Below are 25,979 nucleotides of genomic sequence, written 5' to 3' on the forward strand. Positions count from 1 at the left end.
AAATAAGAGCATATGCCCATCATAGGCATATACCCTTGTAAACGATGGAAAAAAAAGATTATTTTTGTTCAACAGATGCCCATTTGTAAGTTAATTTACCACCATAGTTAATTGGGATAATATCTTTTACGGCACCTTTTACTACATACGCTGAACCTTTTTGGAAGATTGGAGTGATAACTGCATCCTCTTTAATTAACATCTTCTCTACTTCTAGAAGGTTGTCCCAGCGAGCTTGTAAATCTTTTGTATCTGTTTTAGCTTTTAGGATTAACTCATCATATTTCTGATTAGAATACCCTGTTTTATTTTGAGAACCATTCGTAACAAACATATCTAAATATGAGATTGGATCTGGGAAATCTGGTCCCCAAATACCAAACGCAATATCATATTGCTGAGAATCTTCTAATTTATTTTTTTGTGCGAATGGTTGCTGTTTAATTTTAATTGATAAACCTGGTAAGTTCTTTTCCATCTCACCTTTTAAGAATTCCCCAACTTTTTTAGCATCTTCATTATCAAAGTTTAAGAATTCTAGTTCGATTTTATCAGTTCCAAGCTCTTTCTTCGCTGTTTCCCAAAGCTTTTTTGCTTCTTTTGGATTTGTTTCAACTAGCTTTCCATTTTCAGCTCGAAAATCTTTTTTATTTGGACCTTCAGCGAAATCTTTTCCAACAAATCCGTAAGCTCCAATTGCGCCGTTATTTAAAATAACTTTTGCAATGTTATCACGGTCAAAGGACATTGAAATTGCTTTTCTTAAGTTTTTATTACTTAAGTACTGATTACTTTGATTAAATCTTAAGTAAGCAACCCCTGCCTCTTTTCTTGTTTGGAACTCTGGGCTTTTTCTAAACTTATCAACAAATTCAGACGTTAAAGCCGCTCGATCAATCGCGTTTGTCTCATATAAATTTACATCAGTTGCTGTATTTTTTACAATATTAAAGTTGATTTCTTCGATTTTAACCGTTTTATTATCCCAATATGAAGGATTCTTCTTGAATTGGAAACTTTGTTCATGTTTCCAATCACTCATAACGAATGGACCGTTATATAATGTTGTATTTGCCTCTAAACCAAATTTATCACCTTGTGCTTTTACAAAGTTTTCATTTAGTGGGTAAAATACTGGATAAACTGTTAAATCGATAAAGTAAGGAACGGGATTGTCTAATTCTACTTCTAGTGTATAATCATCAATCGCTTTTACACCTAATTGGTCAGCAGGTAATTCTTTTTTATGAATTTTCTCTGCATTTTTAATATCGAACATAATGTATGAATACGTTGCTTTTGTATCTGGATTTACTGCTCTTTTCCATGAATACACAAAGTCTTTAGCTGTTACAGGTTCCCCATTCGACCATTTCGCATCTCTTCTTAATTTAAATATGTATTTCTTCCCATCATCTAGCTTTTCGACATCTTCTGCAACTCCAGGCATTCTCTTTTGATCTTTGCCAATACGATATAAACCTTCCATCGTATTATTTAATGCTGTAGAAGATGCAGAGTCAGATGCTAGCGATGCATCCATTGACGGAATTTCAGATAACTCTGTTAAATTAAGAGTCTGCTTTCCGTTACTACTACTCGTAGCGTTTTCTTTCCCTTTTGCTTTTGCGTCATCTTTTTGGTAGCTACACGCACCCAGCAACATACTTGCAGTTAAAGTCGATGCAAGTAATAACGGTATCTTTTTCTTCATGTTGTGTTGCCTCCCCTAATTGCACTTCCTGTACCCTCACTTGTTAAAAAGTAGAATTGAAAGAATAATCTCCAAGTTTCTACAATTTTCATTATACATATAATATAACAATTGTGAATATAGTTTTTTGTTTTTTTGTTAAAATTTTTAATAAAATATTTATATTTTTAATTTTTCGTAAAGGGATACATTAACATTGCTACCATCATCTTAAAATCAGACCTTTAATTGCGTATAATTTTCAAAAAATTAATCCTAGTACTTATTATAGCTTTTATAGTATAATAATTCTAGTAATATTTTGACGGAGGGGAATATTTTGAATAAAGTTTTTTTTCATACTTGTATACTAATTTTTATAGCGATGATTGCTTCTAGTATTGGTGCATTCCTCATTTCATCTCAATTTTTGTTGAACTTTGTCAACATTTTGTTTTATATTGCACTGTTTTTTATTCTTATCGGCGGTTTTTTATACATATTTCAAAATGGTTTTTTCAATGTAACCATTTACGCATTCCAAAGAGTATTTGGTACGAACAAAAAGATTGACTCTTTAATTGAAGAAGTCGAGGAACCTACAGATAAGAAAGAACGTATTTATAAAACATATTCATTCAAATGGACATATCCAATTTGTATTACAGGTATCTTCCTTGGGTTGTTCTCGACCCTCATTAGCTTTACTATTTTGATGTAGTTTGCAAACACTATCCCATATGATATAATAATCAGCAAAACATTTTGTTATAAAACTTTAGTTCTTTCATATTAAAAGAGCTCAAGTAACAATAAATAAATTTATATGTATGCGATGATAAAGAAGAGTACATATTGAGGCAATTTCAGAGAGCTTGTGGTTGGTGTGAACAAGTAATTGTACAGTATGGAATGGGCTTTTGAGCACCAAACCGAACCGAAAGTAGTAGGCTTTGGCGTTATATCCTAACGTTATTATGGATTAGAGAGATTTCACAGTAGTGAAATAATTAGGGTGGTACCGCGGTCCATTCGTCCCTATAGTTTTTGGGATGAATGGGCTTTTTTGTTTGCCTTCTCTTCCCCCCATCACGCATTCAATTTTAGGAGGAATTACTTATGTCAGTTATCTTTTCTGGTATTCAGCCAAGTGGAACGATTACACTTGGAAACTATTTAGGCGCCATGAAGCAGTTTACAGAGCTTCAAAATGAACACGACTGTTATTTCTGTATTGTAAACCAACATGCGATTACAGTACCTCAAGATCCCGTCGGACTTCGTAAAAACATCCGCAGTCTTGCTGCACTTTATGTAGCATGCGGCATCGATCCTGAAAAAGCTACTTTATTTGTACAATCAGAAGTACCAGCACACGCTCAATTAGGATGGATCATGCAATCTGTTGCTTACGTTGGAGAATTAGAACGTATGACGCAATATAAAGATAAAGCTTCGGGTAGAGATTCAGTTCCAGCTGGATTACTTACGTATCCACCATTAATGGCTGCTGATATTTTACTTTACAACACTGAAATCGTACCAGTTGGTGATGACCAAAAGCAACATATGGAATTAACACGCGACCTAGCAGAGCGTTTCAACAAACGCTTCCGTGAAGTGTTCACAATTCCTGAAATTCGTATTCCAAAAGTAGGCGCTCGCGTTATGTCATTAACAGAACCTACGAAGAAAATGAGTAAATCTGATCCGAATCCAAAATCAATGATCAGTATGCTTGATGAACCAAAAACAATTGAAAAGAAAATTAAGAGTGCTGTTACTGACTCTGAAGGTATTGTGAAATTTGATAAAGAAAACAAACCTGGTATCTCTAACTTATTAACAATCTACTCTTCATTCTCTGGAAAAACAGTTGAAGAAATTGAAGCAATGTACGAAGGAAAAGGATACGGCGACTTCAAAGGCGACCTAGCGCAAGTAGTCGTAGAAGCAATTCGTCCAATCCAAGACAAATATAACGAACTAATCAACTCACCAGAACTAGACGAAATTCTAGACAAAGGTGCAGAAAAAGCAAACCGCGTTGCATTCAAACAACTACGCAAAGTAGAAAACGCAATGGGACTAAGCAGAAAACGTAGGTAACATATAAAGCGGAGGCAGCTCGTTCAGCTCTGACTGGCTAAGGTTCTTTCGCATAGAAGACGCTTTTTGTCTTCTTATGCGAAAGGTTCTTAGACACGAAGAGCTTGCTGCCGGAGCTGGATTTCTACAAAAAGCGGAGGCGACTGTTTAGCCCTGACGGCTAAGGTTCTTTCCCATAGAAGGTGCTTTTTACCTTCTCGTGGGGAAGGTTCTTAGACGCGAAGGGCTAGGAGCCGGAGCTGGATTACATATAAAGCGGAGACGGTTCGCTTAGAATGTGAGGAGGATGGAGCTCCTGACGTAGAGGCGCTTTTTGCCTCGCAGGAAGGCGCGAAGCCACCGAACATTCTTGCTGCCGGAGCTGGATTACATATAAAGCGGAAGCGGCTCGTTTAGAATGTGAGGAGGATGGAGCTCCTTCCTGCGAGGCGCTTTTTGCCTCGCAGGAAGGCGCGAAGCCACCGAACATTCTTGCTGCCGGAGCTGGATTACATATAAAGCGGAAGCGGCTCGTTTAGAATGTGAGGAGGATGGAGCTCCTGACGTAGAGGCGCTTTTTGCCTCGCAGGAAGGCGCGAAGCCACCGAACATTCTTGCCGCTGGAGCTGGATTACTACAAAATTAAAAAACCGCCAATTGGCGGTTTTTTAATTTACCTTTTGCTCATTTTCCATTTCCCATAACTTTTCAAAAAATGGCTGTCCTTTTACGAGACGCTCGCATAATTGTTCATGCTTATCAGACCAGCCTGTTTTCGCTTCATCATACAGCTTAACCCAAATATCTTCAAATTCCATATGTTGAACCATTCCATATGCTGATGGATCCCACTCTGTGAACCAATAGCGAATTTCTGCTGTATTTTTCGTTGTATGTAATTGATCTAACGCCATAAATAATAATTGTTTTAGCTGTCTTTCTTTACGAGTCAAGCCATTCATAATGAAAGGCGATGGTGATAAAATGTGATGTTCTTTTTCTGTTTCTTCTACTTGGAACTCATACTTTTCTGCTTGTACGTTTTCTACCATCTCATATACCATCTGCTCTTGGCGTGGTATAAGTCTGCTTTTGCGAATTGGTACATTGTAGCCAATTGTGTCAATCGCAATAATTCCTTTTCCATCTGTAACAACAAAGCAATACTCTTGCTGCAAACGTTCATGATTTTTACGAATATAAGCCTTATGATGTACGTCTTCCAGCATTTTTTGCGGAAGCTCTAACAATTCGTTCTCGATGTAATGATATAATGTGGCATCTACTTTTAATAATGGCACTTGATCTAATAGCTCAATCGTATCATCTTTCCGCCATTCGTAAAAATGACAAACGTTATACCCATTTTCTTCACCTTCAAACCAATTTACCCATACATCATGTAGATATAACATTCACTACCCCTCACTTCACTACTGTTTGTACCAATCATTATGTTCATTTTTGCTTAACTTTATTCCACTTGAGGAAATATATTCTAATTATTATTTTTTCTTCTATTAATACTAAAAAAACAGGAAATAGAAATCCTGTTTTTTTATATATGAAATGTACTTGCTTTATTCAATATTTCTTTTGCATCTATAGATAATAAAGAAAGTGTATCTTCTCCTTCCAAAGTTACACAATCTTTGACAATATGAAATCCAAGCGCATAGCCAAGCATCTTCGGATAAGAGTGAAAGCCATTTAATAAGATGTCATGTTCCCTTGTTCCTCGTTTTATACTTATTCTTTCATGTACAATATTTTTCCAATAATAAATAGCCTCTTCCTTTGAAAGATACGCCGTCCACGGTGCATTGTTTTTTTCTGTATACCTTTCTGTTACTGCTTGTTCAGCTAGCCCTTCCATAATCATCGTATCAAGTAATGTATATTCTGTTTCTTTCGTCTCAATTTGATGTAACCTGCATATGTGATGATATTCATGCGCTAATAACACTTTTAATTCTTCTACCGAATTCCGTCCACATACGAATAAGAAAATAACATGACGCATAGATAATCCAGCCCTACCGTTATACTCTTCTTGTACAGTTCGATTATAGGAATCTGATAATAAAATAAAGACAGGGACATCTGGACCTTTTAACCAGTTTTTCAGTTTATCATACTCCAGGCTCAATTCTTTCCAAATTTCCTTTTCCTCTAATTCTTTAATTTCCTTTTCTCCGCGCATGATCGGGCGATACATCCCTTTTGAAATTAAAAAGCGATACAACCTTTCTTTTGGCAACGGAATATACTTCGTAAATTTCTCACAAAGTTTTTCTGGCCGCCCATAATATAAATGTAGCCATTCAGCTGTTTCAACAATCCCCATCTTTATCCCTCCTTTTTCTTATGTATATGCTACAGGAGAAAAAGGCGTAAAAATAAATAAGGAGTTTTTTCGCAATATATTGCGAAAAAACTCCTTATTTTATCTATTATTTATACGATTTAAATACTAACACTGCGTTATGACCACCAAATCCTAATGAGTTACTTAATACTGCATTTACTTCTTGGTGTCTCGCTTGATTCGGTACGTAATCTAAGTCACATTCTGGATCTGGTGTCTCATAGTTAATTGTTGGCGGAATTACTCCGTCTGTAATTGATTTAATAGAGAAAATCGCTTCAACAGCACCAGCTGCTCCTAATAAGTGACCTGTCATTGATTTCGTTGAGCTAATCGCTACTTTATACGCGTGCTCACCGAAAGTTTCTTTAATTGCCATCGTTTCATATTTTTCATTCGCATCCGTACTTGTACCATGCGCATTAATGTAATCAATATCTTCTGGCTGTAGGCCTGCATCAGCTAAAGCTTGACGCATTGCACGCACTCCGCCTTCACCACCAGGAGCAGGCATTGTAATATGGAACGCATCTCCAGTTGCACCATAACCAGCAATTTCCGCGTAAATGTGAGCACCACGCGCTAATGCGTGCTCTAATTCTTCAAGAATTAGAATACCTGAGCCTTCACCCATTACAAAACCGCTACGGTTTTTATCAAATGGACGGCAAGCCGTTGCTGGGTCTTCATTAAATGTTAATGCTTTCGCTGAGCTAAATCCTGCGAATGCCATACTTGTTAGCGGTGCTTCTGCTCCGCCTGTAATCATTGCATCAGCATCACCACGCTGAATTGCTTTAAATGCATCACCAATTGAGTTTGCACCAGATGCACAAGCCGTTACAGAACAAGTGTTAATTCCTTTTGCTCCTGTTGCGATTGATACTTGACCTGCTGCCATATCCGGAATCATCATCGGTACGAAGAATGGGCTCACGCGGCGTGGGCCTTTCTCAGTAAAAATCTTAAATTGTTCTTCGTATGTTTCCATACCGCCAATACCTGATCCAATCCATACACCAATTCGAGGTCCGTTTTCTTCTGTAATTTCAAGCTTTGCATCTGCAACTGCCATTTTCGCTGCTGCTACTGCATATTGTGTAAAGCGGTCCATACGGCGCGCTTCTTTTTTATCAATATATTTCTCGACTTCAAAGTCGTTAATTTCTGCTGCTACTTTTGCTGGAAATAGTTCCGGATCAATTCTTGTAAGTCGTCCGATTCCAGATACACCCTTTTTAATGTTTTCCCATGCTGTTTCAACATCTGTTCCGACCGGTGTAACAGCTCCTAGTCCTGTAATTACGACCCTCTTTTTTTCCATACAAAATACACTCCTTTTTTTCTCTCAGTCCTTATTTACCCCAACGAAGAGCGACTGCTCCCCATGTTAATCCGCCACCAAAACCAACAAGTATAATTAAATCACCATCTTGAATACGTCCATTTTGCAATTCCTCTACCATTGCAATTGGAATTGAAGAAGCTGATGTATTACCAAACTTTTCAATTGTCATACTCATTTTTTCTTGTGGTAAATTTAATCTCTCTCTTGCAGATTCCATAATACGAATATTCGCTTGATGCGGTACTAAGAAATCCACATCCTCTTTTGTAAGACCAGCCTTATCCAGCACGCGAAGACAAGATTCACCAAGTTGACGAACGGCAAATTTAAAGACTTCTCTGCCATTCATCATAACATACTCGTCTTGATATAGATGCTTACCGCCGCTTCCGTCTGCTCCTAATTCGAAAGATAGAACGCCTCTTCCTTCTGAAACTGCTCCCATTACGATAGCACCGGCTCCGTCTCCAAATAATACCGCTGTATTTCGATCATTCCAGTCTACAATTTTAGATAGCTTATCACTACCAACTACTAATACGTTTTTATAAGTCCCCGTTTGAATAAATTGCTGCGCTGTAATCATTCCGTACATAAAACCAGCGCATGCTGCACCTACATCCATTGCAGCTGCATGTTTCGCTCCAATCGCTTCTTGAATGACACAAGCTACTGCTGGAAACGCACGATCTGGTGTTACTGTCGCCACTAAAATAAGATCGATATCTTCTCCGCTAACCCCTGCATCTTCAAGTGCTTTTTTTGCAGCCTCTACGGCCATATATGAAGTATCTATTGTATCATCGGCAATGCGTCTTTCTGCAATTCCCGTTCTCGTACGAATCCATTCATCGGATGTATCCATTATTTTTTCTAAATCGTGATTTGTGACTACTTTTTCTGGCACATATCTTCCGATCCCTAAAATGCCCACGTTCACATCGCAGCCCTCCGTTTTATATCAATTATTATGACTTGGTACTAATTTTAAAACATAAATGTATTTTTGTCTAGAATATATTTCGCATAAAACAGAAAGCTAACGCATTATTCACGTTATTTTTCATTAAAAGAAACAGAAACATACCTCTCAAATATAAAAAGACTCAAACCCTTCTGTTCACGGTTCGAGCCTCTCTTCCATCTAAAAAGATGCTTTTTATTCTTTATCTGCTTTCCTTCTAAACTAGAGAGTTCTCCTCACTACTTTTCCTTTATCCTCTTCATATCTCTGGTTTTCCCCCAGGCGAGAATAAAAAAGGCCCTGACCGCTTCTATCCACGGTTCGGGCCTCTCTTCCATCTTAAAAAGATGCTTTTTATTCTTTATCTGCTTTCCCAAGCTCATAAGCTTCGTTCATAACTTTCATTAACAACTCTAACACCGGCTGTGCCTTCTCCATATCAAGTGCAATTCCATTATCATCTAAAATTGCCTTTGCTTCCGGTAAATGCTTCATTGCAATTTGTAAAAACTGCATGCTTTTTTCGTTCATATTATGCTCTTCCTCTCCATTAAAACTTTCACATACAATAGTGTAACACGCGTACTACCCTTCGTATAACTCTTTATATTTTTTCATGTGTGCCAGTTGCTTATTTAAACCGTATTCTAACGGAGTATTTCTTTTTATTGAAATTACTTCGATAGCCTCATCTCTTACTTCGTTATTATTTTTATTTACTTTATCATCCGCGCGTAAAAGATTCATACCTTTTTCCCATAATGACTGTTTACCACTAAGTAAATTGTATATACCAAGATGCGCCCCGTTCGTTCCATGTTCCCATAAGTATTCACATACATCTTCAACGTAAAGTAAATCATTCCCCTTTTCCTCAATCGTACAACGCCACTCTTTTTCAACTAATTCTGATAAAATAAGCTGATGAAACATCATAAAGGACGGTTGCCACGGTCCATATAATGTTGGAACTCGAAATACACTATATTGTAAATTCCCTTTTTTCAATCCTTCTTCTACTTTCAAAAATAGGCGCTTATTTTCGGATTCATCTGTACTGCCTACTTCAATAGAAGAAATTAAATTTAACTTCACTTTTTGTTCTTCACACATTCTTATAATTCGCTTTAAATATTGTAATATGACTCTTTCATTCCGAAATCCACTTTGCTGATTTGGCTCATATAAGCAAAAATAAACAGTATCGAATCTCTCTTCCTCAACCGATCTCCATCCATCTTCATCTCTTATCGAATAATACGTAAATAACGCATTTCGCCCAATTAATAATAACTTCTCTTCATTAATTTTGGTCATACTATCGAATTCATCAAAATCAAGACCATAGACTTCCACTTCTTCTGCAATCATTTTATTTACAAGGTGATAACCTACAAACGTAAGTGCACCTATTATCAGCACGCGTTCCATACCACCAACCCTTTCCCTCTGAAACAAATAGCTCCTCATTTATGTATATGGGAGCTTCATAATTCTTCTTCATATTTTTTAAAGAAATCAGTCGTTTGCCTAACCATTTTATATTTCACATCTTGCAGATGGAACAAGACAGAAGTATCACATTGATTTAGTTGCCTCATTTTCTCATATCTACGCAACTGCTGTTTTCTTCCTCTTTTTTCTTGTGTTGATACGAAAATTTTAACAGGTACACAAGATGGAAGAAGCGTAAATGATTTCTTATTTATTTTTGATTCTACTTCTTCTTCTTTGGCATCATACGCCAAACTTAATTCCTTCACGAGTCTCTTGTAAAAAAATTTATGCTCTTTCTCAAAACTTACATATTCCGGTAAATCTAAACACGGATTTAGCATAACAACAGAACGAATACATTCAGGATATTTGTTCATCATTTCAAGTGCTACAAGCGCTCCCATACCATCTGCCATAATGTGCATTTTCGCATTTAACGTCTCTTTTCTCAAAACAACATCATATAAACGTTTTGCCAGACGAACAGATTGATCGTTTCCCCAATGTCTTCCGTATAAATTAGAGGAAAAGACCGTGTAGCCTTGTTCAATAAGACCATGTAAAAAATAAGATTTACCCGCATGTTGTGTCCATAAACTTGTACCATTCTCAATAAAGTAGTTATAATCACCGAGGAGCATAACAGAAAATCCATTTGGCTTCTCCGGTAAATAAATGACACATGGTTCTTTTTCTAAGTAAAAAAAACGTTCCGTAATACTCATTTTTCCCCCGCCTTATTTTCTAAACATATAAAAGTACTCTTTTATAATGTATGAACGGAATGCAAATTTGCGTTGAAAAATCTACAAATATTTTTCTATATTCTTTTTTCAATTGTGTTACAATAAGGACAGATTGAACGAATAGAGGTGTAAAATATGCGTTTCATTTGGGCATTAATTTGGTCGTTCTTACTTGTACACATGATGAGCTATGTAATCGGCTCTATGACTGGCGGTACATACGACTTTAACCAAGCGTCTATTTTCTCAGTTGTTCTTGCTGTGTTAGTACTAGCAATTTCAGCTGCAATTCCAAACGAGCCAGTAGAACAACACTAAAAAAAGAGTCCGGATTTTATCCGAACTCTTTTTTATTTTTATTTCACATGAACGACTAATTCGTTATTTTCTACATCAACAACTACGTGACTATTATCAGTAATTGTTCCTGCAATTAATTCTCGTGCTAATTTCGTTTCCACTTGACGCTGTACGTATCGTTTTAATGGACGAGCTCCGTACATTGGGTCGAAACCAGCTTCTACAACAAATTCTTTTGCTGCATCTGATAATTCTACTGTAATGTGACGGTCAGCTAGACGACCTTGTAGTTCTTTTACAATTTTATCAACAATGCCTTTAATTTCATTCGTTGTAAGAGGTTTGAATAAAATAATTTCATCAACACGGTTTAAAAATTCAGGGCGGAAATGTCCTCTTAATTGCCCCATTACAAGGTCTCTTGATTCCTCTTTAATCGAACCATCTTCTTCTAATCCATCTAGTAAATGAGCAGATCCGATATTTGAAGTCATAATAATAACTGTATTTTTAAAATCCACTGTACGACCTTGCGAATCTGTAATGCGTCCATCATCTAACATTTGTAATAAAATGTTGAATACTTCTGGATGTGCTTTTTCAATTTCATCTAATAAAACAACGGAATATGGTTTACGTCTTACCGCTTCTGTTAATTGACCGCCTTCCTCATATCCTACATATCCAGGAGGTGCACCAATTAAGCGTGACACTGCGTGTTTCTCCATATACTCAGACATGTCAATGCGAATCATTTGCTCTTCACTATCAAATAAAGACTGGGCTAACGTTTTTGCAAGTTCTGTTTTACCAACACCTGTTGGTCCTAAGAAGATGAAAGAACCAATCGGGCGGTTCGGATCTTTAATACCAGCGCGAGCACGAAGAACTGCGTCTGACACTAGGCTTACTGCTTCCTCTTGTCCGATAACACGCTCTGATAAGATTTGCTCTAAGCGTAATAATTTCTCGCGTTCACCTTCCACGAGTTTCGCAACAGGAATACCAGTCCAGCGTGAAACAATATCTGCAATTTCTTCTTCACTTACTTCCTCACGTAATAAACGATTTTCTTGTTTATTATGCCCGCCCATTTCTTCCGCTTCTTTTAACTCTTTTTCAATTGCTGGAATTTTCCCGTGACGAAGTTCGGCTGCTTTATTTAAATCGTAATTACCTTCTGCTTCTTCTAATTCACGACGCAGACGTTCTAAATGTTCACGTAAGTCACGAACTTTGTGAATTTCTTCTTTTTCTTTCTCCCATTTCGCTCTCATACCACTTGCAACTTCTTTTAAATCCGATAATTCACGTTGCAATGTTTTTAGACGCTCTTGGCTACCACGATCCGTTTCTTTTCCAAGAGCCGCTTCTTCAATTTCCAGCTGCATAATGCGGCGCGTTACTTCATCTAATTCTGTCGGCATAGAATCAATTTCTGTACGAATTGTTGCACATGCTTCGTCAACAAGGTCAATTGCTTTATCAGGTAAGAAGCGATCTGAAATATATCGATCTGATAAAACTGACGCTGCTACAATCGCACGGTCATGAATATTTACACCGTGATAAATTTCAAAGCGTTCTTTTAATCCACGTAAAATTGAGATTGTATCTTCAACAGTTGGTTCTTCTGCTAATACTTGTTGGAAACGTCTTTCTAGCGCTGGATCTTTTTCAATATATTTGCGATATTCATCTAGTGTTGTGGCTCCAATACAATGCAGTTCACCACGTGCAAGCATCGGTTTTAACATATTTCCTGCATCCATGGCTCCTTCTGTTTTACCAGCTCCAACTATTGTATGAAGTTCATCAATGAATAATAAAATGCGGCCCTCACTCTTTTTAATTTCATTTAATACAGCTTGCAGACGCTCTTCGAACTCACCACGGAATTTCGCACCTGCTACGAGCGCACTCATATCTAACGCAAAAATCGTTCTATCTTTCAATCCTTCAGGTACATCTTTTTTCACAATACGCTGTGCTAGCCCTTCAACGATTGCTGTTTTACCAACACCTGGCTCCCCAATTAAAACAGGATTGTTTTTCGTTTTACGTGAAAGAATACGAATTACACGTCGTATTTCACTATCACGGCCGATTACAGGATCGATTTTCCCTGCTCTCACTTCCGCCACTAAATCACGGCCATATTTTTCTAACGCTTCATAAGTTGCTTCTGGATTTTGACTAGTCACTCTTTGATTCCCCCGAACTGTCATTAAAGACTGTAATAAGTTATCTTTCGTAATATACAATCTTGTAAATAATTGATTTATATCGCCTTTTTCTTCAGAAAAAGCAAGCAATACATGTTCTACTGAAATGTAATCATCCTGCAGTTTTTCTGCTTCTTTCCCTGCTCTTACAAGCAGTTGTTGCAGAGCGCTCGTTACATACAATTTTCCAACTTCTGCACCGCTCCCCGTTACAGAAGGTTTCTTTTTAATTAAACTTTCAGCACCTTGCTTTAATGCTTCTATATCAACATTCATTTTTTGAAATATACGTACTGCTAATCCATCTTGCTCTTCTAATAATGCAAGTAATAGATGAACAGTATCCACCTCTTGGTGATGATGAGATACCGCTAAAGATTGGGCACTCATAATCGCCTCTTGTGTTTTTGTTGTCATTTGATTTAAGTCCATCTTTACAGCCCTCCAAAAGTTTGACTTTCTTTGACCTTTTATTTGATTATACGCCAACTGACTTTTTTATACAATAATTTTGCCTATGTATTTTCAAACTTATTATTTGAAAAAGAAAAAGAGAGCATTCATTATACTGCTAAAAATACGGTAAATGAAATTACAATGTGTAACGACAAAAAAGCCGCAATAATGATTGCGGCTTCTGTTACGGTTTTCTTTTATATGTCCACTGGCGGTTATGATTCGTGTTATCCGGAAACTTTTCACCGGCAGTTAATTTCACCATTTGCGGATCTTTCACCATACTTCCCGTTTCACCAATTTCTACGTAAATGCCATCATTCGGCGCTTTTTGTCCAGAACGAAACCTGCGATTTTGTCCCATCTTCATTCTCCTTCCATGACGTCTTGCCTCATTAGTATATCCATTTTAAAAGAAAGCTTTTCTGTCATGTTTAGGAAACAGTACTACATCTCATTCTTGTACATATATATGAATGACACAAGCGTAAGCAGGGATTTCTTTCTTACTTGTAGAAAAAAAAAGAAACCAACCTACCCTAGGCTAGTTTCAAAGGAGAGTCAAACATATACGAGAAGATTACATGTTCATTATATGTCTCATCACACGAGCAATGTAACCCTTTTCACAATTTGTACATAATGAAAGAAACATTGTTTGAACTTTCTAAAAAGATGTTGACTTTTCTTAATTTCCAACGATAAATAGTAGACACCACAGCACTTTGAGACGTAAGATGGATATATAGTGAAATTTCCATCTATGGTGATTTCACCGAGTCTAACCTCTTATTTCTGCATATTAAAAACGGAAATACAGATAGATACAAAAAAATTATTATAAGAGGTGAAATTATGAACAAACAACATTTAATCGCATTAGACTTAGACGGCACTTTATTAACAGACAACAAAATAATTTCCACTCGAACGAAACATACAATTGCAAAAGCAAAGGAACAGGGACATATTGTTGTTATTTCAACAGGACGTCCATTCCGTGCTAGTTATGATTACTATAAAGAACTTGATCTTAACACACCTATTGTAAACTTTAACGGCGCTTACGTACATCATCCTCTTGATTCAAACTGGGGAACACATCACTCTCCTCTTGAGCTAGCAACAGCGCAAGAAATTGTCCGAGCTTGCTTTGATTTTGGCGTAAAAAATATATACGCGGAAGTAATGGACGATGTGTATGTTCGTGAAATTGATGAAGATAAAAAACATATTTTCGAATTCGGCTCTCCTAAGATTTTTACGGGAGACTTATTAAATATTTTAAACGATCATCCAACTTGCTTATTAATTGACGCACATGACGAGCATTCTACTGCAATTCGTCAACATTTAACCGATATGCACGCGGAAGTAATCGACCATAGAAAATGGGGCGCACCTTGGCCAATTATTGAAATTGTGAAAAGCGGATTAAATAAAGCGGTTGGATTACAAAAAATTTCTAGTCATTACAACATTCCACAAGAGCGAATTATTGCTTTCGGTGATGAAGATAATGATTTTGAAATGATTGAATTTGCTGGTCACGGCATCGCAATGGGAAATGCCATCCCTGAATTAAAATCACTCGCAAACCATACGACGTTAACGAACGAAGAAGATGGTATTGCTTTATATTTAGAAGAGGTTCTTGGGTTGTAATCTAAAAATTCCCTACTTATAGTTTCCTGCCAAATGTCCATACTATAAGTAGACGCATGAGACATTGCGTCGATTGTTTTCAGCTAAATAAAGGGGGTTTTTCGAATGGGTAAAAAGAACAAATCAAAACGTTTTATCCAACAAGGAGCCGATGCTGTTATGAAGCATGATGCAAGATTCCCGTACAGAGGTACATTAGCTGAGGCAGAAAAAGCAAGAAGTAACTCTTCTTTTGGAGGGGTTTAAATGGGGAACTTACTATTCCAACAAGCTAGAGATGCTGTTGAAAATGCCGTATCTTGTTCAAGCGGTACTGAGCAACAAGATCTCGTGTATAGAGCAAAAAATGCTTTGCAATCCGCTTACGCAAACTCTTCAACTGCTGAAAAAGTTCAGCTCCGTGAAATGCAAGAGCAATTGCAAAACATCACGAATTTACATTAAAAAAGAGGACCAACTTTGGTCCTCTTTAATCTTTCCGAAACAATCCGAACACCCCAACTGTTTGCAGTATATTTGTAAATGCACCTGGGTCCACTTGTTTAATAATCCTCTCTAATTCGTATAACTCGTAACGGGTAATAACCATCATTAACATTTCTTTATTTTCATTCGTATAAGCACCTGTTGCTGGTATCGTTGTAATCCCTCTTACTAATCGCGAGTGAATCGCCTTTCTTACGTCTGTCCCATTCTTCGTAACAATTAATGCTGTAATCTTTACATGACGAGTATGAATTGCATCAATAATTCTCGTTGATACATATAAAGTCACTAGCGTATACAACGCTTTTTCCCATCCATATACATAGCCAGCAGCGATAATGATAATTGCATTAAAAAAGAAAAAGTATGTACCGACAGGCTTATCTTTTATTTTTGATAAAATCATGGCGATAATATCTAATCCACCTGTAGAAGCACCCCACTTTAAAGCAATCCCTACTCCAATTGCCGAAATAATCCCGCCAAAAATCGCATTTAATATGATATCATTCGAAACCGCTCTAACAGGGATGATTTCTAGAAACAGAGTCATAAATATAACACAAAGAAAACTAAAAAAGGTGAAGGCCTTTCCAACCTTTTTCCACGCTAAAATAACGACAGGAATATTAAATAAGCTAAACAATACTCCCGTAGATATGTGAATCGATAAAAAATCACCTAATATTTGCGATAATAATTGAGACAATCCAGCAAAGCCGCTCGCATACACTTTTGCTGGCGTTAAAAATAAATTCATCCCAATCGCGTTTAATAAACCTGCGATGATTACAACGATTAACTTCTTTATAAGTTCAGTATAATTCAACTTCAAATCCATTTGGAATCCACCTTTACCCTTCATAAATGCACCGCTATACATAGTCTTTACGAAAAAGGAAATGATAAACGTACAACGTTTAGAAATGGAGTTGATACATATGCCACATACGAGTGATAACGACAAAAAAGCACGCGATAATAACGCAAAACGCACACAAAAAAATGAGCAAGAGCAAAAAAATATTCAGCAAGGTAAACGTGCATACTCTAAAAAGACCGATCACCTTTGATTCCATCGTACATCAACAATTATGTTGATGTACTTTTTTACATTTTAAAGGAAAAAAACATTAAAAATTCACTTCATGTTCACTTCTATATTCTACAATAGCGATAACATATTCGGATGAGGTGTTGGCATGAGAGGGAAACATATTTTCATTATTACTGCACTAATAAGTATATTGATGTTATCTGCTTGCGGACAAAAAAACGGCTCAGCTACAGTCGCTACAGCAACAGACTCGACCATTACAAAGGATAACTTCGAAAAACAATTGAAAGATCGTTACGGAAAAGACATGCTATACGAAATGATGGCACAAGACGTCATCACAAAAAAATATAAAGTATCTGATGAAGAGGTAAATAAAGAAGTAGAAAAAGTAAAAAAACAATATGGAGATCAATTCAAAAAAGTATTAGAAAATAATGGTTTAAAAGATGAAGAGGATTTTAAAAATCAAATTAAGTTCAAACTTGCTATGAATGAAGCGATTAAGAAAAGCATTACAGAGAAAGACGTAAAAGACCACTATAAGCCAGAAATTAAAGCGAGTCACATTTTAGTAAGTGACGAAAATGAAGCGAAAGAAATAAAGAGTAAACTAGATGCTGGTGCTTCATTTGAAGAATTAGCAAAACAAGAATCACAAGATCTACTATCAAAAGATAAAGGCGGAGACCTTGGATACTTCAATTCAGGTACAATGGCTCCTGAATTCGAAACGGCTGCCTACAAACTAAATGTTGGACAAATTAGCAACCCCGTAAAATCATCAAACGGTTATCACGTTATTAAATTAACTGATAAAAAAGATTTAAAACCTTACGATGAAGTAAAAAACTCTATTCGCAAAAACTTAGAGGAAGAACGTACTGCTGATCCTGTATTCAGCAAAAAATTGTTACAAGAGGAATTAAAAAAGGCAAATATTAAAATAAATGATAGTGATTTGAAAGATACATTTACTCTTGTTTCTCCGCAAGGAAATTAAAAAAAGCACAACCTTATTTTTTTAGATAAGGTTGTGCTTTTTAATCTTTTATCTTATTTCTTAAAGTAAGTCCAACCTTCTTCTTGGTAAACCTTTTCTTCTTTCATCAACTTACCAAGTGCACGCTTAAATGCAGCTTTACTCATGTTAAAGCGTTCTTTAATATCTTCTGGATGGCTCTTATCCCAAAACGGCATTGCTCCGCCTCGTTCTTCCATATATGCATAAATTACTGCAGCATCGTCTTCCATTCCTTCTTCTTTACGAGGAAGAAGTGAAATGTTAATTGTACCGTCATCTTTTACGTCAATAATACGGCCTGTTACACGCTGACCGATGCGGACTTGTTCTTTTCTTTCTGTATGGTGTAAGAAAGCACGGAAATGTTCATCTGTTAAAACGAATGAACCTACTTGAAGCGAACGATATACACGTCCATTTACGTTTTTATTACGCATAGATGGCGTTGCATCTACGATAATTTCTTGCATATCACTGTCTCTTGCCGGAAGAGCAATTAAACGATCACGATTCGTTAATTTTAACGTACAATATAATTCGTCGCCTACTTCTGGCCATACTGGCATATAAATCGGGAACTCATCAGCTGGAATTAGTATATCTTTTGACACACCAATATCAACAAACACACCTAAACTAGGAATAACTTCTACAACCTTTACCCAGTTCCAATCATAAGTTGTAATAATTGGTTCCTTCATTGTTGCTGAAATACGATTTTGGTGATCAAGGTATAAGAATACATCAATCGTATCGCCTTCTTCAATTTCTCCAGCTACTTCGTTTTTATGTAGGAAAATTTCTTCTTCTTCATTCCCAACCATATATCCGATTTCCGTTTCGCGTAAAACAGTTACCTGTTCAATCGATCCTATTTGCAAATACATATTTTTTAATTCCCTTCTATATATATAAAATTATCTTTTTTATCATTCCAAACAAAAGTTAATTATAACATGATTTTTCCTATATTTGTCCAACTGCCCAAAATTCACTATAATAAAATGAGGTTACATGAATATAAGTACGAAAACACTTAAGTCTAGACTCGTTTTCAGATATACTTTAGTATGTACAGTACATAACAAGATTAGAAATTTATTTGGAGGTGCTAACTATGGCAAAAGATAGTTCTTTTGACATCGTTTCGAAAGTAGAATTACCTGAAGTAACAAACGCAATTAACATCGCATTAAAAGAAATCCAAAACCGATATGACTTTAAAGGAAGTAAAAGTGATATTAAATTAGAAAAAGAAGTACTTGTTTTAACTTCTGATGACGAGTTTAAATTAGAGCAAGTAAAAGACGTTCTTATCTCTAAACTTGTAAAACGTAACGTTCCAATTAAGAACTTAGATTACGGAAAAGTTGAAGCTGCAACTGGCAACACTGTTCGCCAACGCGCAACACTTCAACAAGGTATCGATAAAGATAACGCGAAAAAAATTAACAACATCATTAAAGAAGTGAAATTAAAAGTAAAAACACAAGTACAAGATGATCAAGTACGTGTTACAGCAAAAAGCCGTGATGACTTACAAGCAGTAATCGCAGCTGTTCGTAGCGCTGATTTACCAATCGACGTACAGTTCATTAACTACCGCTAAAAAGAAAACTCCTCTTAATTAGAGGAGTTTTCTTTTTTGTCTTGTAGAGACAATATTACGAGAACAAACTATAGAAAAAGGTATATGCGGTGAAAATTGCTAAGTGAACAGGGTCTAACCATACGCATACTTTACAAGTGACCGTATGATTAAACTAGGCCTTATTGTAGAATTTGTTTTATACATGTATTTAGCAGACCTTATTGAAAATAAGAAAAAGACACCTCAAGACGTTTCCCCCTTCGATTTGAATTACTTTTCTTAGTAACTACACCCTAGACCAAAGTCATCTTAAAAATCGCTGTAACTCATAATTCCTCCCCCGCCAAAACGTAACAATTTATGAGTATAAGAATATTTCCCAACCTTTAATGTAATGTAAAATTAATAAGGAACTTAAAAAATGTTAATTAAAAAAGAGTTAGAAGTGGTTATATGAAGAAATTAATACTCTGGTTTTTATTGGCCACATTCTCCCTAAATACTGTAGGATGTTCTAATAATGCGAATTCACTAACGGATAAGTCTAACTGTATCAACAAAGCTTGGTACAAAAAAACTATGTCATGTAATCATTTAAAAAAACATTAAATAGTTAATGATAAAGGTCTAAAGAAAAGACACCCCAAAGTGCCTTCCTCCGACTTGAACCAATAATATTCGGATGGATTTAAAAAGAAGCATACATCGTTAATAAAGATGCAGACTTCAAAATAAAAAGTACACTAAGTAAACTCTTATTCAAAAATTTATATTAAACACTAATATTTTAGAAGAAAGTTTATAAGTTTAGAACCTACAGGGATTTTCCCTGTAGGTTCTATTATATTTCAAGTAATCCCCAAATGAATTATGAGTGGCTTTTTTCATTTTGGTTTTCAAAATATTTTTCTTTAACCATTTTTATCAGATTTTCTTTTTCTGTTAGTTCAAATATAAATAATGCTTTTTTCATGTTATTTGCAATATCTTCTTCATTCTGTTGTTTAAATCTTAATAAATTCCATCCCTTTAAATAGTAAAGTTCACCTAATAAGTATAAAGTATTTAGATTAATAGCTAATTTGATTCCTTTATCAATGTATTTTACCGCCTCTTCATATTGATAGGTCATACCTAAACATTTCGCTAAATTAAAAATGATTTTTAATTTAATCGCTTTATCTCTCGGAAAATCTAACTTATTAAAATTAGTTAAACACCTTCTTAATATAGTAATACTTTTATCATATTCTTTATTTTCCGCATAAAATATAGACATTGTCTGCATAATATCTATTTCTCTTTCTGATAAAAAATCAACATTGGTTAAAGTTAGTTTTAATGCATTATTTAAAAGCTTTAAAGCAGTTTTTATGGATCTGTTCGCCTCAAATATAGCAATTGCTTCATGCCATAGGAGAAATTGTTTATCTTCTTTTGCCTGGAAATTCTTTTCATCTTTCTCTTTTTTCACGATTTCATAAAGTTCATTATATTGTTTTTGCTTTAAGCAATCTTTTATTACGCATTTTACATTTTCTACATATTTTAGTTTTTTGTTTTGAGTTAATGCAAATATATTATTTGGGTCAATACCAAGTCTTTCTGATAATTGATATAACAATATACTAGATGGATAAATCACACCTTTTTCTATTTTGCTAATTTGACTTTGCGAACATATTCCATGACATAATTCGGATTGTGATATATTTTTTTTAATTCTAAGCTCTTTAATGGTAATACCCAAATCGTAAAACTCCATTTGCTCACCTACTATTTAGCACTATATTAGTATAAGAGTATTCTCTAACTTTTAATGTAATGTAAAATTAATATAGTTGCAATTATTGTTTGTTTCAAAGGTCTTCCTCTATCCGTATGAACACAAAAACAGGTTAGAAAGAAGACTTTTTCTCCCTAACCTGAAATCCCCCTCTCATTAGAGAAGTTTTCATTTTCGCATCGTTTCTCTTAAGAAATTTCATATCAACAGAATAAACACTATTGCCCCGCCGAACAAACTTACAAATACAATAAGAAGACATGAACATAGAACGAGCAACTTCTCATCTACGTTTCCTTTTAACTGCAATTAAAAACGCAATAAATAATACATTTACACCAACGATTAAGGAGATAAATAACCAATTCACACCTGTTTCGCCGTTAACTTTATACACGTTTGATTCTTCACGCTTTAAAACGAGATAAAATTTCCCGTTTTCTTCTCTTATAATTTCATCCTGTAACAATCCTCTTAACTCTTGTTTTTCACCAATTGCACTTGCAGGTAAGGAGACTTTTTGTGTTTCTTTCGTATTATTAATTGCTACTAAAGTTACTTCATCTTTATATTTTCGTTTTAGTATGCTCATCCCGCTCTTATCATACAGAAGCTCAAACGTACCGCGTCGTAAAGACGGTCTCGCCTGCCTAAGTTCACCTAGTTTTGCTATGTGTTGCATAAACTTTTCGTCTGACTTAAAATCCATTAATCGTCTATTATCGGGTACACTTCCTCCATCTAATGCAATTTCAGTTCCGTAATAAAAATTCGGAATTCCAGGTGATGTTAACAAATAAGTAAGCGCCAGTTTTAAACGTGATGGCGGATAATACATATGTTCTTTTGCAATACGCGCATATCTTTTTGTTTCTTGATTATCTAAGAACGTAACAAATTCTCCTTCTTTTTTACTCACATCGTATAACGATTTCACCGATACATCTGCTTTAGAAAACGACTCTACTATTTTTTCGTTGTATTCGCTATCCTCCTTTGTCATAATACGAAAATCTTTCTTTATCACTTGCATATCTTTTTGCGCGTTATCCCAAAAGGAACGCGGCTTTTTTTCACTATGTATAACATAACTTCCGTCTAAATCAACTTCTTTTATCCACCATTTCATTGCGTTAATTACCTGTTGTTCGTTTTCTCCAAGCGGAAATTGAAATACAACTTTCATTCCTTTTGCATGAACTTCTTTTACAAGTTCTTTCACATCATTGTCTGTCCCGAAATGTTCATTTACCTTTTTAAAATTTCGCACGTCTAATCCATCGTACTTTCCACTTTCAAAAAGTGGTGAAAGCATAACGGTAGTAAAACCCATTTCTTTTATGTAATCCAACCTTTTTATAATTCCTCTTATATCCCCTCCTTGATACCCTTCTAAATTACCAACTTCTAACTGTTTGTCATTTTTCGGTTCTCCATTATTGAAGCGATCAATCATAATGGAGTATATAACTTCATCTCGCCACTCTCTTTTTTCGTCTGCAAAAGTATGTATTGGTACAAACAAAACAATAGCTAAGCAAAAACAAATGAATAGTTTCCTAGTCCGTATTTTTCCCACACGCATCCCCCAAGTTTTTTAATTGTAAGAATATTATACCAATTATCCGAATGAAACGCATATGTCGATTTTAATCCTCACAAAATAATTCATGTTAGGTTTCATGACATCATTCATATAATTTTCTGAATTTTTAGTTGATTTTTAGTTTAATTTCGAATATGATATGAAACATAACAAATAGATGTTATTTTTTCTAACATTACAGGAGGAGAGATCATGGATATGGGAGATACAGTTTTTATGTTTGTAACGACAGTAATGGTCATGTTGATGACACCAGGATTGGCACTTTTTTATGGAGGTATGGTTCGCAGCAAAAATGTACTCAGCACAACGATGCATAGTTATAGCGCAATGGCTATCGTTTCGATTCAATGGATTGTTATCGGCTATTCTTTATCATTCGGACCAGATTGGCACGGGCTTATCGGTACACTTGATTGGTTCGGTCTAAACGGAGTTACCTACGCACCAAATCCAGACTACTCCTCTACTATTCCTCACAATTTATTCATGATGTTTCAACTCATGTTCGCCATTTTAACTCCAGCTTTAATTTCAGGTGCATTTGCTGAAAGAATGCGATTTTCTGCCTTTCTTATTTTTATCCTTCTATGGACAACGATCGTTTACAATCCTGTCGCTCATTGGGTATGGGGCGTCGGCGGGTGGCTAAGGGAACTTGGTGCACTAGACTTCGCTGGCGGAAACGTCGTTCACATCACTTCTGGAGTTGCCGGTCTTGTATTAGCTATTTTCCTTGGAAAACGAAAAAACATAAATGGTTCTTCTCCTCACCATTTGCCATTTACAATGTTAGGAGCAGGTTTATTATGGTTTGGCTGGTTCGGTTTTAACGTCGGCAGCGCATTATCCTTAAACGACGTAGCGTTAACTGCATTTATTAATACAAATATAGCCGCCGCTGCCGCCGCTCTAACTTGGATGCTTTCTGAATGGTTCTTCCAATCAAAACCAACCGCAATGGGAGCTGCTTGCGGAGTTGTTTCTGGTCTAGTCGCTATTACACCAGCTTGCGGGTTCGTTACACCTTTCTCCGCCCTTCTTATCGGAGCAATTGGTGGCATATTATGCTTTGGCGCCGTTTTCTTCTTAAAAACAAAATTTGGGTATGACGATACACTTGATGCCTTTGGATGCCACGGCATCGGAGGAACTTGGGGCGGTATTGCAACAGGACTATTTGCAACTACTACCGTAAACGGGGATGGTGCGAACGGATTGTTTTACGGAAACGCCGCGTTACTGTTTAAACAACTTATAGCGATTGGCGCAACATATGCATTCACAATCATCATGACGTATGCCATTATTAAAGCGATCAACTTCTTCCTCCCTGTTCGAGTAGATGAATATGAAGAACACATGGGTCTTGATATTTCAATGCATGGTGAGAAGGCTTATGAACATGCAGAGCGAGCAAACTAAAAAAGAGATGCAATCTATCGATAGTAGATTGCATCTCTTTTTAATATACTGTCAGGAATATATCGACGTTCCGACACAGGATACCTATTTACCAACAAATTCCAACATGAAGAAGATGAAAAATACCCCGGCATAAATTTACACACAAAAAAGACGACCGAAGCCCGGTCGTCTTTTCCTATTTATTTCGGAGCATTTCCTACATATTGCGTAATATCAACATTTAATGCCTGCGCTAAACGCATACCGTATTCTTGATCTGCACGGAAGAAGTTACAAACAGCTAATAATTTTGTGCGTTCATTTACGTCTTTTAGATCATTTGTTAAGTTTGCAATTAAGTTATCTTGCTCTTCTTTAGAGAATGAACGGTAACGCTCACCTGCTTGTTTGAAGTCATTTGGTTTCTCGATTTTTTCACGAGATACATAACCTTCTACTTTCATAGTTGAATCGCGGTAAGCTTTGTCTTCAACCGGATTCTCTGCATGACGGCTCGGTTCGTAGTTGATTGTAGATGGGTTTTGATTTACTTGCATCGCACCATCACGTTGTTGATTCTGAACAGCTGCGTATGGGCAGTTTACAGGAATTTGTAAGTAATTTGCACCAAGACGATAACGCTGTGTATCTGGGTAAGAGAATAAACGACCTTGTAATAATTTATCTTCCGATGGCTCAATACCATTTACAGTTGCACTTGGAGAGAACGCTACTTGTTCTACTTCTGCAAAGAAGTTTTTCGGATTACGATTTAACGTCATTGTCCCTACTTCCATTAATGGGAAGCGATCTTCTGGCCATACTTTCGTTGGATCTAGTGGATCAAAGTCTAAAGAATCCATTTCATCTAATTGCATAACTTGTACGTGTAAATCCCATTTTGGGTAATTTCCTTTCTCGATTGCATCGAACAAGTCACGAGTTGCATGATTGAAGTCTTTCCCTTGTACTTCTTGCACTTCTTTCGCATTTAAGTTACGTACACCTTGCTGTGGTTTCCAGTGGTATTTAATATAAACAATTTTACCTTCTTCATTAATCCATTTAAATGAATGGACGCCGAAACCTTCCATTTCACGATAGCTTGCTGGTGTACCGTAATCAGAAAATACCCATGTCATCATATGTGTAGATTCTGGACTTAACGTCATGAAATCCCAATAACGATCTGGCGTTTGAATATTCGTATCAGGTGCTGGTTTTAAGGAATGTACCATATCAGGGAATTTAATTGCATCACGAATGAAGAAAACTGGTAAATGATTACCTACGATATCGTAGTTTCCTTCTTCTGTATAAAATTTAACAGCAAACCCACGTGGGTCACGTGCTGTTTCAGGAGAACCTTGACCATGAATAACCGTTGAAAAACGAACAAATACAGGCGTTTCAGTTCCTTCATTTTGTAAAAATGCTGCTTTCGTATATTGCTTCATACTATTTTTCGTTACGAATACACCGTGAGCACCTGCACCACGTGCATGCACAACACGCTCCGGAATACGTTCACGATCAAAGTGCGCAAGTTTTTCTACTAAATGATAGTCTTCTAATAATACTGGTCCACGACGACCAGCTGTACGAGAATTTTGGTTGTCTCCAACTGGAGCACCTTGGTTTGTTGTTAAGCGATTATTTGGATTCATCTAGG

The 25,979-nt window shown here is 36.1% G+C and carries 25 protein-coding genes and 1 other annotated feature; of the genes, 10 read left to right on the top strand and 15 right to left on the bottom strand.

The genetic code is table 11. The annotated features are described in order from the left end of the window. Positions 1-58 precede the first annotated feature (58 nt). A complete protein-coding gene (locus tag EBQ15_RS17425) occupies positions 59-1,714 on the bottom strand; it encodes a peptide ABC transporter substrate-binding protein (protein WP_000727212.1) in 1,656 nt (551 codons plus the stop codon). Positions 1,715-2,033: 319 nt separating this feature from the next. Here EBQ15_RS17425 and EBQ15_RS17435 point away from each other — a divergent pair, with 319 nt between their 5' ends. Continuing rightward, on the top strand, positions 2,034-2,414 hold the full coding sequence (locus tag EBQ15_RS17435; protein ID WP_001044997.1) for a DUF3899 domain-containing protein: 381 nt from the start codon (positions 2,034-2,036) through the stop codon (positions 2,412-2,414). A gap of 105 nt (positions 2,415-2,519) precedes the next feature. After that, positions 2,520-2,736: a binding site (T-box leader), on the top strand. Positions 2,737-2,812: 76 nt separating this feature from the next. Continuing rightward, positions 2,813-3,802 carry a tryptophan--tRNA ligase gene (gene trpS, locus EBQ15_RS17440; protein WP_000110985.1) on the top strand — a complete coding sequence of 330 codons (990 nt, stop codon included), beginning with the start codon at positions 2,813-2,815 and terminating at the stop codon, positions 3,800-3,802. 647 nt (positions 3,803-4,449) lie between these two features. Here the strand turns inward: trpS and EBQ15_RS17450 are convergent. The 7 genes from EBQ15_RS17450 to EBQ15_RS17480 all read right to left on the bottom strand — a co-directional run bounded on the left by EBQ15_RS17450 (position 4,450) and on the right by EBQ15_RS17480 (position 10,683). Then, the gene (locus EBQ15_RS17450; protein WP_000966128.1) at positions 4,450-5,196 is read right to left on the bottom strand and encodes a YjbA family protein; all 747 of its coding nucleotides are present in this window, start codon (positions 5,194-5,196) and stop codon (positions 4,450-4,452) included. 143 nt (positions 5,197-5,339) lie between these two features. Then, on the bottom strand, positions 5,340-6,128 hold the full coding sequence (locus EBQ15_RS17455; RefSeq protein WP_000513275.1) for a DUF2268 domain-containing putative Zn-dependent protease: 789 nt from the start codon (positions 6,126-6,128) through the stop codon (positions 5,340-5,342). Positions 6,129-6,234: 106 nt separating this feature from the next. Then, a complete protein-coding gene (fabF, locus tag EBQ15_RS17460; protein WP_000412656.1) occupies positions 6,235-7,473 on the bottom strand; it encodes a beta-ketoacyl-ACP synthase II in 1,239 nt (412 codons plus the stop codon). 31 nt (positions 7,474-7,504) lie between these two features. Further along, a complete protein-coding gene (fabH, locus tag EBQ15_RS17465; protein ID WP_001100533.1) occupies positions 7,505-8,437 on the bottom strand; it encodes a beta-ketoacyl-ACP synthase III in 933 nt (310 codons plus the stop codon). Positions 8,438-8,815: 378 nt separating this feature from the next. Then, positions 8,816-8,992, bottom strand: a complete 177-nt coding sequence (locus tag EBQ15_RS17470; RefSeq protein ID WP_001986215.1) for a ComZ family protein — start codon at positions 8,990-8,992, stop codon at positions 8,816-8,818. A gap of 54 nt (positions 8,993-9,046) precedes the next feature. After that, positions 9,047-9,919 carry an NAD-dependent epimerase/dehydratase family protein gene (locus tag EBQ15_RS17475; protein WP_002102826.1) on the bottom strand — a complete coding sequence of 291 codons (873 nt, stop codon included), beginning with the start codon at positions 9,917-9,919 and terminating at the stop codon, positions 9,047-9,049. Positions 9,920-9,948: 29 nt separating this feature from the next. After that, a complete protein-coding gene (locus EBQ15_RS17480) occupies positions 9,949-10,683 on the bottom strand; it encodes a lipase family protein (protein ID WP_000028692.1) in 735 nt (244 codons plus the stop codon). Positions 10,684-10,839: 156 nt separating this feature from the next. On the opposite strand from EBQ15_RS17480, the gene EBQ15_RS17485 reads away from it, so the two are divergent. After that, positions 10,840-11,022 carry a YjzD family protein gene (locus EBQ15_RS17485; protein ID WP_001211116.1) on the top strand — a complete coding sequence of 61 codons (183 nt, stop codon included), beginning with the start codon at positions 10,840-10,842 and terminating at the stop codon, positions 11,020-11,022. A gap of 38 nt (positions 11,023-11,060) precedes the next feature. Here EBQ15_RS17485 and clpB read toward each other — a convergent pair whose 3' ends face one another. Together clpB and EBQ15_RS17495 are read right to left on the bottom strand one after the other, a co-directional pair. Continuing rightward, entirely contained in the window at positions 11,061-13,661 is a 2,601-nt protein-coding gene (gene clpB, locus EBQ15_RS17490; protein WP_000365407.1) for an ATP-dependent chaperone ClpB, read from the bottom strand. A gap of 208 nt (positions 13,662-13,869) precedes the next feature. After that, the gene (locus tag EBQ15_RS17495) at positions 13,870-14,049 is read right to left on the bottom strand and encodes a YjzC family protein (protein WP_000531421.1); all 180 of its coding nucleotides are present in this window, start codon (positions 14,047-14,049) and stop codon (positions 13,870-13,872) included. Between the two features lie 491 nt (positions 14,050-14,540). Between EBQ15_RS17495 and EBQ15_RS17500 the strand changes: the two genes are divergently transcribed. The 3 genes from EBQ15_RS17500 to EBQ15_RS17510 all read left to right on the top strand — a co-directional run bounded on the left by EBQ15_RS17500 (position 14,541) and on the right by EBQ15_RS17510 (position 15,794). After that, on the top strand, positions 14,541-15,350 hold the full coding sequence (locus EBQ15_RS17500) for a Cof-type HAD-IIB family hydrolase (protein ID WP_001041232.1): 810 nt from the start codon (positions 14,541-14,543) through the stop codon (positions 15,348-15,350). A gap of 105 nt (positions 15,351-15,455) precedes the next feature. Beyond that, on the top strand, positions 15,456-15,596 hold the full coding sequence (locus EBQ15_RS17505; protein WP_000516816.1) for a hypothetical protein: 141 nt from the start codon (positions 15,456-15,458) through the stop codon (positions 15,594-15,596). After that, positions 15,597-15,794 (top strand): DUF3813 domain-containing protein, encoded by a 198-nt coding sequence (locus EBQ15_RS17510; RefSeq protein WP_000527407.1) that lies wholly within the window; start codon positions 15,597-15,599, stop codon positions 15,792-15,794. It begins immediately after the preceding gene. Between the two features lie 25 nt (positions 15,795-15,819). On the opposite strand, the gene EBQ15_RS17515 is transcribed toward EBQ15_RS17510, so the two are convergent. Next, positions 15,820-16,677 (bottom strand): YitT family protein, encoded by an 858-nt coding sequence (locus EBQ15_RS17515; RefSeq protein ID WP_000364437.1) that lies wholly within the window; start codon positions 16,675-16,677, stop codon positions 15,820-15,822. Between the two features lie 100 nt (positions 16,678-16,777). Here EBQ15_RS17515 and EBQ15_RS17520 point away from each other — a divergent pair, with 100 nt between their 5' ends. Beyond that, on the top strand, positions 16,778-16,909 hold the full coding sequence (locus EBQ15_RS17520; protein ID WP_001120851.1) for a DUF3941 domain-containing protein: 132 nt from the start codon (positions 16,778-16,780) through the stop codon (positions 16,907-16,909). A 129-nt stretch (positions 16,910-17,038) separates the two neighbouring features. Beyond that, complete coding sequence (gene prsA, locus EBQ15_RS17525; protein WP_001214216.1) at positions 17,039-17,896, top strand: peptidylprolyl isomerase PrsA; 858 nt, start codon at positions 17,039-17,041, stop codon at positions 17,894-17,896. Between the two features lie 53 nt (positions 17,897-17,949). Here prsA and EBQ15_RS17530 read toward each other — a convergent pair whose 3' ends face one another. Continuing rightward, positions 17,950-18,804, bottom strand: coding sequence for a CvfB family protein (locus EBQ15_RS17530; RefSeq protein WP_000281262.1), 855 nt, complete (start codon positions 18,802-18,804; stop codon positions 17,950-17,952). Between the two features lie 230 nt (positions 18,805-19,034). Between EBQ15_RS17530 and EBQ15_RS17535 the strand changes: the two genes are divergently transcribed. Next, complete coding sequence (locus EBQ15_RS17535; protein WP_001040151.1) at positions 19,035-19,526, top strand: YajQ family cyclic di-GMP-binding protein; 492 nt, start codon at positions 19,035-19,037, stop codon at positions 19,524-19,526. A gap of 850 nt (positions 19,527-20,376) precedes the next feature. On the opposite strand, the gene EBQ15_RS17540 is transcribed toward EBQ15_RS17535, so the two are convergent. Further along, positions 20,377-21,273 (bottom strand): helix-turn-helix domain-containing protein, encoded by an 897-nt coding sequence (locus tag EBQ15_RS17540; protein WP_000397894.1) that lies wholly within the window; start codon positions 21,271-21,273, stop codon positions 20,377-20,379. Between the two features lie 304 nt (positions 21,274-21,577). After that, positions 21,578-22,879, bottom strand: a complete 1,302-nt coding sequence (locus tag EBQ15_RS17545; RefSeq protein ID WP_050427509.1) for an alpha-amylase family glycosyl hydrolase — start codon at positions 22,877-22,879, stop codon at positions 21,578-21,580. A gap of 213 nt (positions 22,880-23,092) precedes the next feature. On the opposite strand from EBQ15_RS17545, the gene EBQ15_RS17550 reads away from it, so the two are divergent. Then, positions 23,093-24,325, top strand: a complete 1,233-nt coding sequence (locus EBQ15_RS17550) for an ammonium transporter (RefSeq protein ID WP_000367132.1) — start codon at positions 23,093-23,095, stop codon at positions 24,323-24,325. 182 nt (positions 24,326-24,507) lie between these two features. Here the strand turns inward: EBQ15_RS17550 and katB are convergent, their stop codons facing one another. Then, positions 24,508-25,974 (bottom strand): catalase KatB, encoded by a 1,467-nt coding sequence (gene katB / locus EBQ15_RS17555; RefSeq protein ID WP_001069181.1) that lies wholly within the window; start codon positions 25,972-25,974, stop codon positions 24,508-24,510. Positions 25,975-25,979 lie beyond the last annotated feature (5 nt).

Origin of the sequence: Bacillus sp. 2D03, assembly GCF_003946765.1 — a bacterium.
GTDB lineage: Bacteria > Bacillota > Bacilli > Bacillales > Bacillaceae_G > Bacillus_A > Bacillus_A cereus.

Excerpts from the sequence above, each read along its gene's own strand:
- EBQ15_RS17425 (WP_000727212.1), bottom strand. The coding sequence starts at position 1,714 with ATGAAGAAAAAGATACCGTTATTACTTGCATCGACTTTAACTGCAAGT.
- trpS (WP_000110985.1), top strand. The coding sequence starts at position 2,813 with ATGTCAGTTATCTTTTCTGGTATTCAGCCAAGTGGAACGATTACACTT.
- EBQ15_RS17450 (WP_000966128.1), bottom strand. The coding sequence starts at position 5,196 with ATGTTATATCTACATGATGTATGGGTAAATTGGTTTGAAGGTGAAGAA.
- EBQ15_RS17455 (WP_000513275.1), bottom strand. The coding sequence starts at position 6,128 with ATGGGGATTGTTGAAACAGCTGAATGGCTACATTTATATTATGGGCGG.
- fabF (WP_000412656.1), bottom strand. The coding sequence starts at position 7,473 with ATGGAAAAAAAGAGGGTCGTAATTACAGGACTAGGAGCTGTTACACCG.
- EBQ15_RS17470 (WP_001986215.1), bottom strand. The coding sequence starts at position 8,992 with ATGAACGAAAAAAGCATGCAGTTTTTACAAATTGCAATGAAGCATTTA.
- EBQ15_RS17480 (WP_000028692.1), bottom strand. The coding sequence starts at position 10,683 with ATGAGTATTACGGAACGTTTTTTTTACTTAGAAAAAGAACCATGTGTC.
- EBQ15_RS17485 (WP_001211116.1), top strand. The coding sequence starts at position 10,840 with ATGCGTTTCATTTGGGCATTAATTTGGTCGTTCTTACTTGTACACATG.
- clpB (WP_000365407.1), bottom strand. The coding sequence starts at position 13,661 with ATGGACTTAAATCAAATGACAACAAAAACACAAGAGGCGATTATGAGT.
- EBQ15_RS17495 (WP_000531421.1), bottom strand. The coding sequence starts at position 14,049 with ATGGGACAAAATCGCAGGTTTCGTTCTGGACAAAAAGCGCCGAATGAT.
- EBQ15_RS17500 (WP_001041232.1), top strand. The coding sequence starts at position 14,541 with ATGAACAAACAACATTTAATCGCATTAGACTTAGACGGCACTTTATTA.
- EBQ15_RS17505 (WP_000516816.1), top strand. The coding sequence starts at position 15,456 with ATGGGTAAAAAGAACAAATCAAAACGTTTTATCCAACAAGGAGCCGAT.
- EBQ15_RS17510 (WP_000527407.1), top strand. The coding sequence starts at position 15,597 with ATGGGGAACTTACTATTCCAACAAGCTAGAGATGCTGTTGAAAATGCC.
- EBQ15_RS17515 (WP_000364437.1), bottom strand. The coding sequence starts at position 16,677 with ATGGATTTGAAGTTGAATTATACTGAACTTATAAAGAAGTTAATCGTT.
- EBQ15_RS17520 (WP_001120851.1), top strand. The coding sequence starts at position 16,778 with ATGCCACATACGAGTGATAACGACAAAAAAGCACGCGATAATAACGCA.
- prsA (WP_001214216.1), top strand. The coding sequence starts at position 17,039 with ATGAGAGGGAAACATATTTTCATTATTACTGCACTAATAAGTATATTG.
- EBQ15_RS17530 (WP_000281262.1), bottom strand. The coding sequence starts at position 18,804 with ATGTATTTGCAAATAGGATCGATTGAACAGGTAACTGTTTTACGCGAA.
- EBQ15_RS17535 (WP_001040151.1), top strand. The coding sequence starts at position 19,035 with ATGGCAAAAGATAGTTCTTTTGACATCGTTTCGAAAGTAGAATTACCT.
- EBQ15_RS17540 (WP_000397894.1), bottom strand. The coding sequence starts at position 21,273 with ATGGAGTTTTACGATTTGGGTATTACCATTAAAGAGCTTAGAATTAAA.
- EBQ15_RS17545 (WP_050427509.1), bottom strand. The coding sequence starts at position 22,879 with ATGCGTGTGGGAAAAATACGGACTAGGAAACTATTCATTTGTTTTTGC.
- EBQ15_RS17550 (WP_000367132.1), top strand. The coding sequence starts at position 23,093 with ATGGATATGGGAGATACAGTTTTTATGTTTGTAACGACAGTAATGGTC.
- katB (WP_001069181.1), bottom strand. The coding sequence starts at position 25,974 with ATGAATCCAAATAATCGCTTAACAACAAACCAAGGTGCTCCAGTTGGA.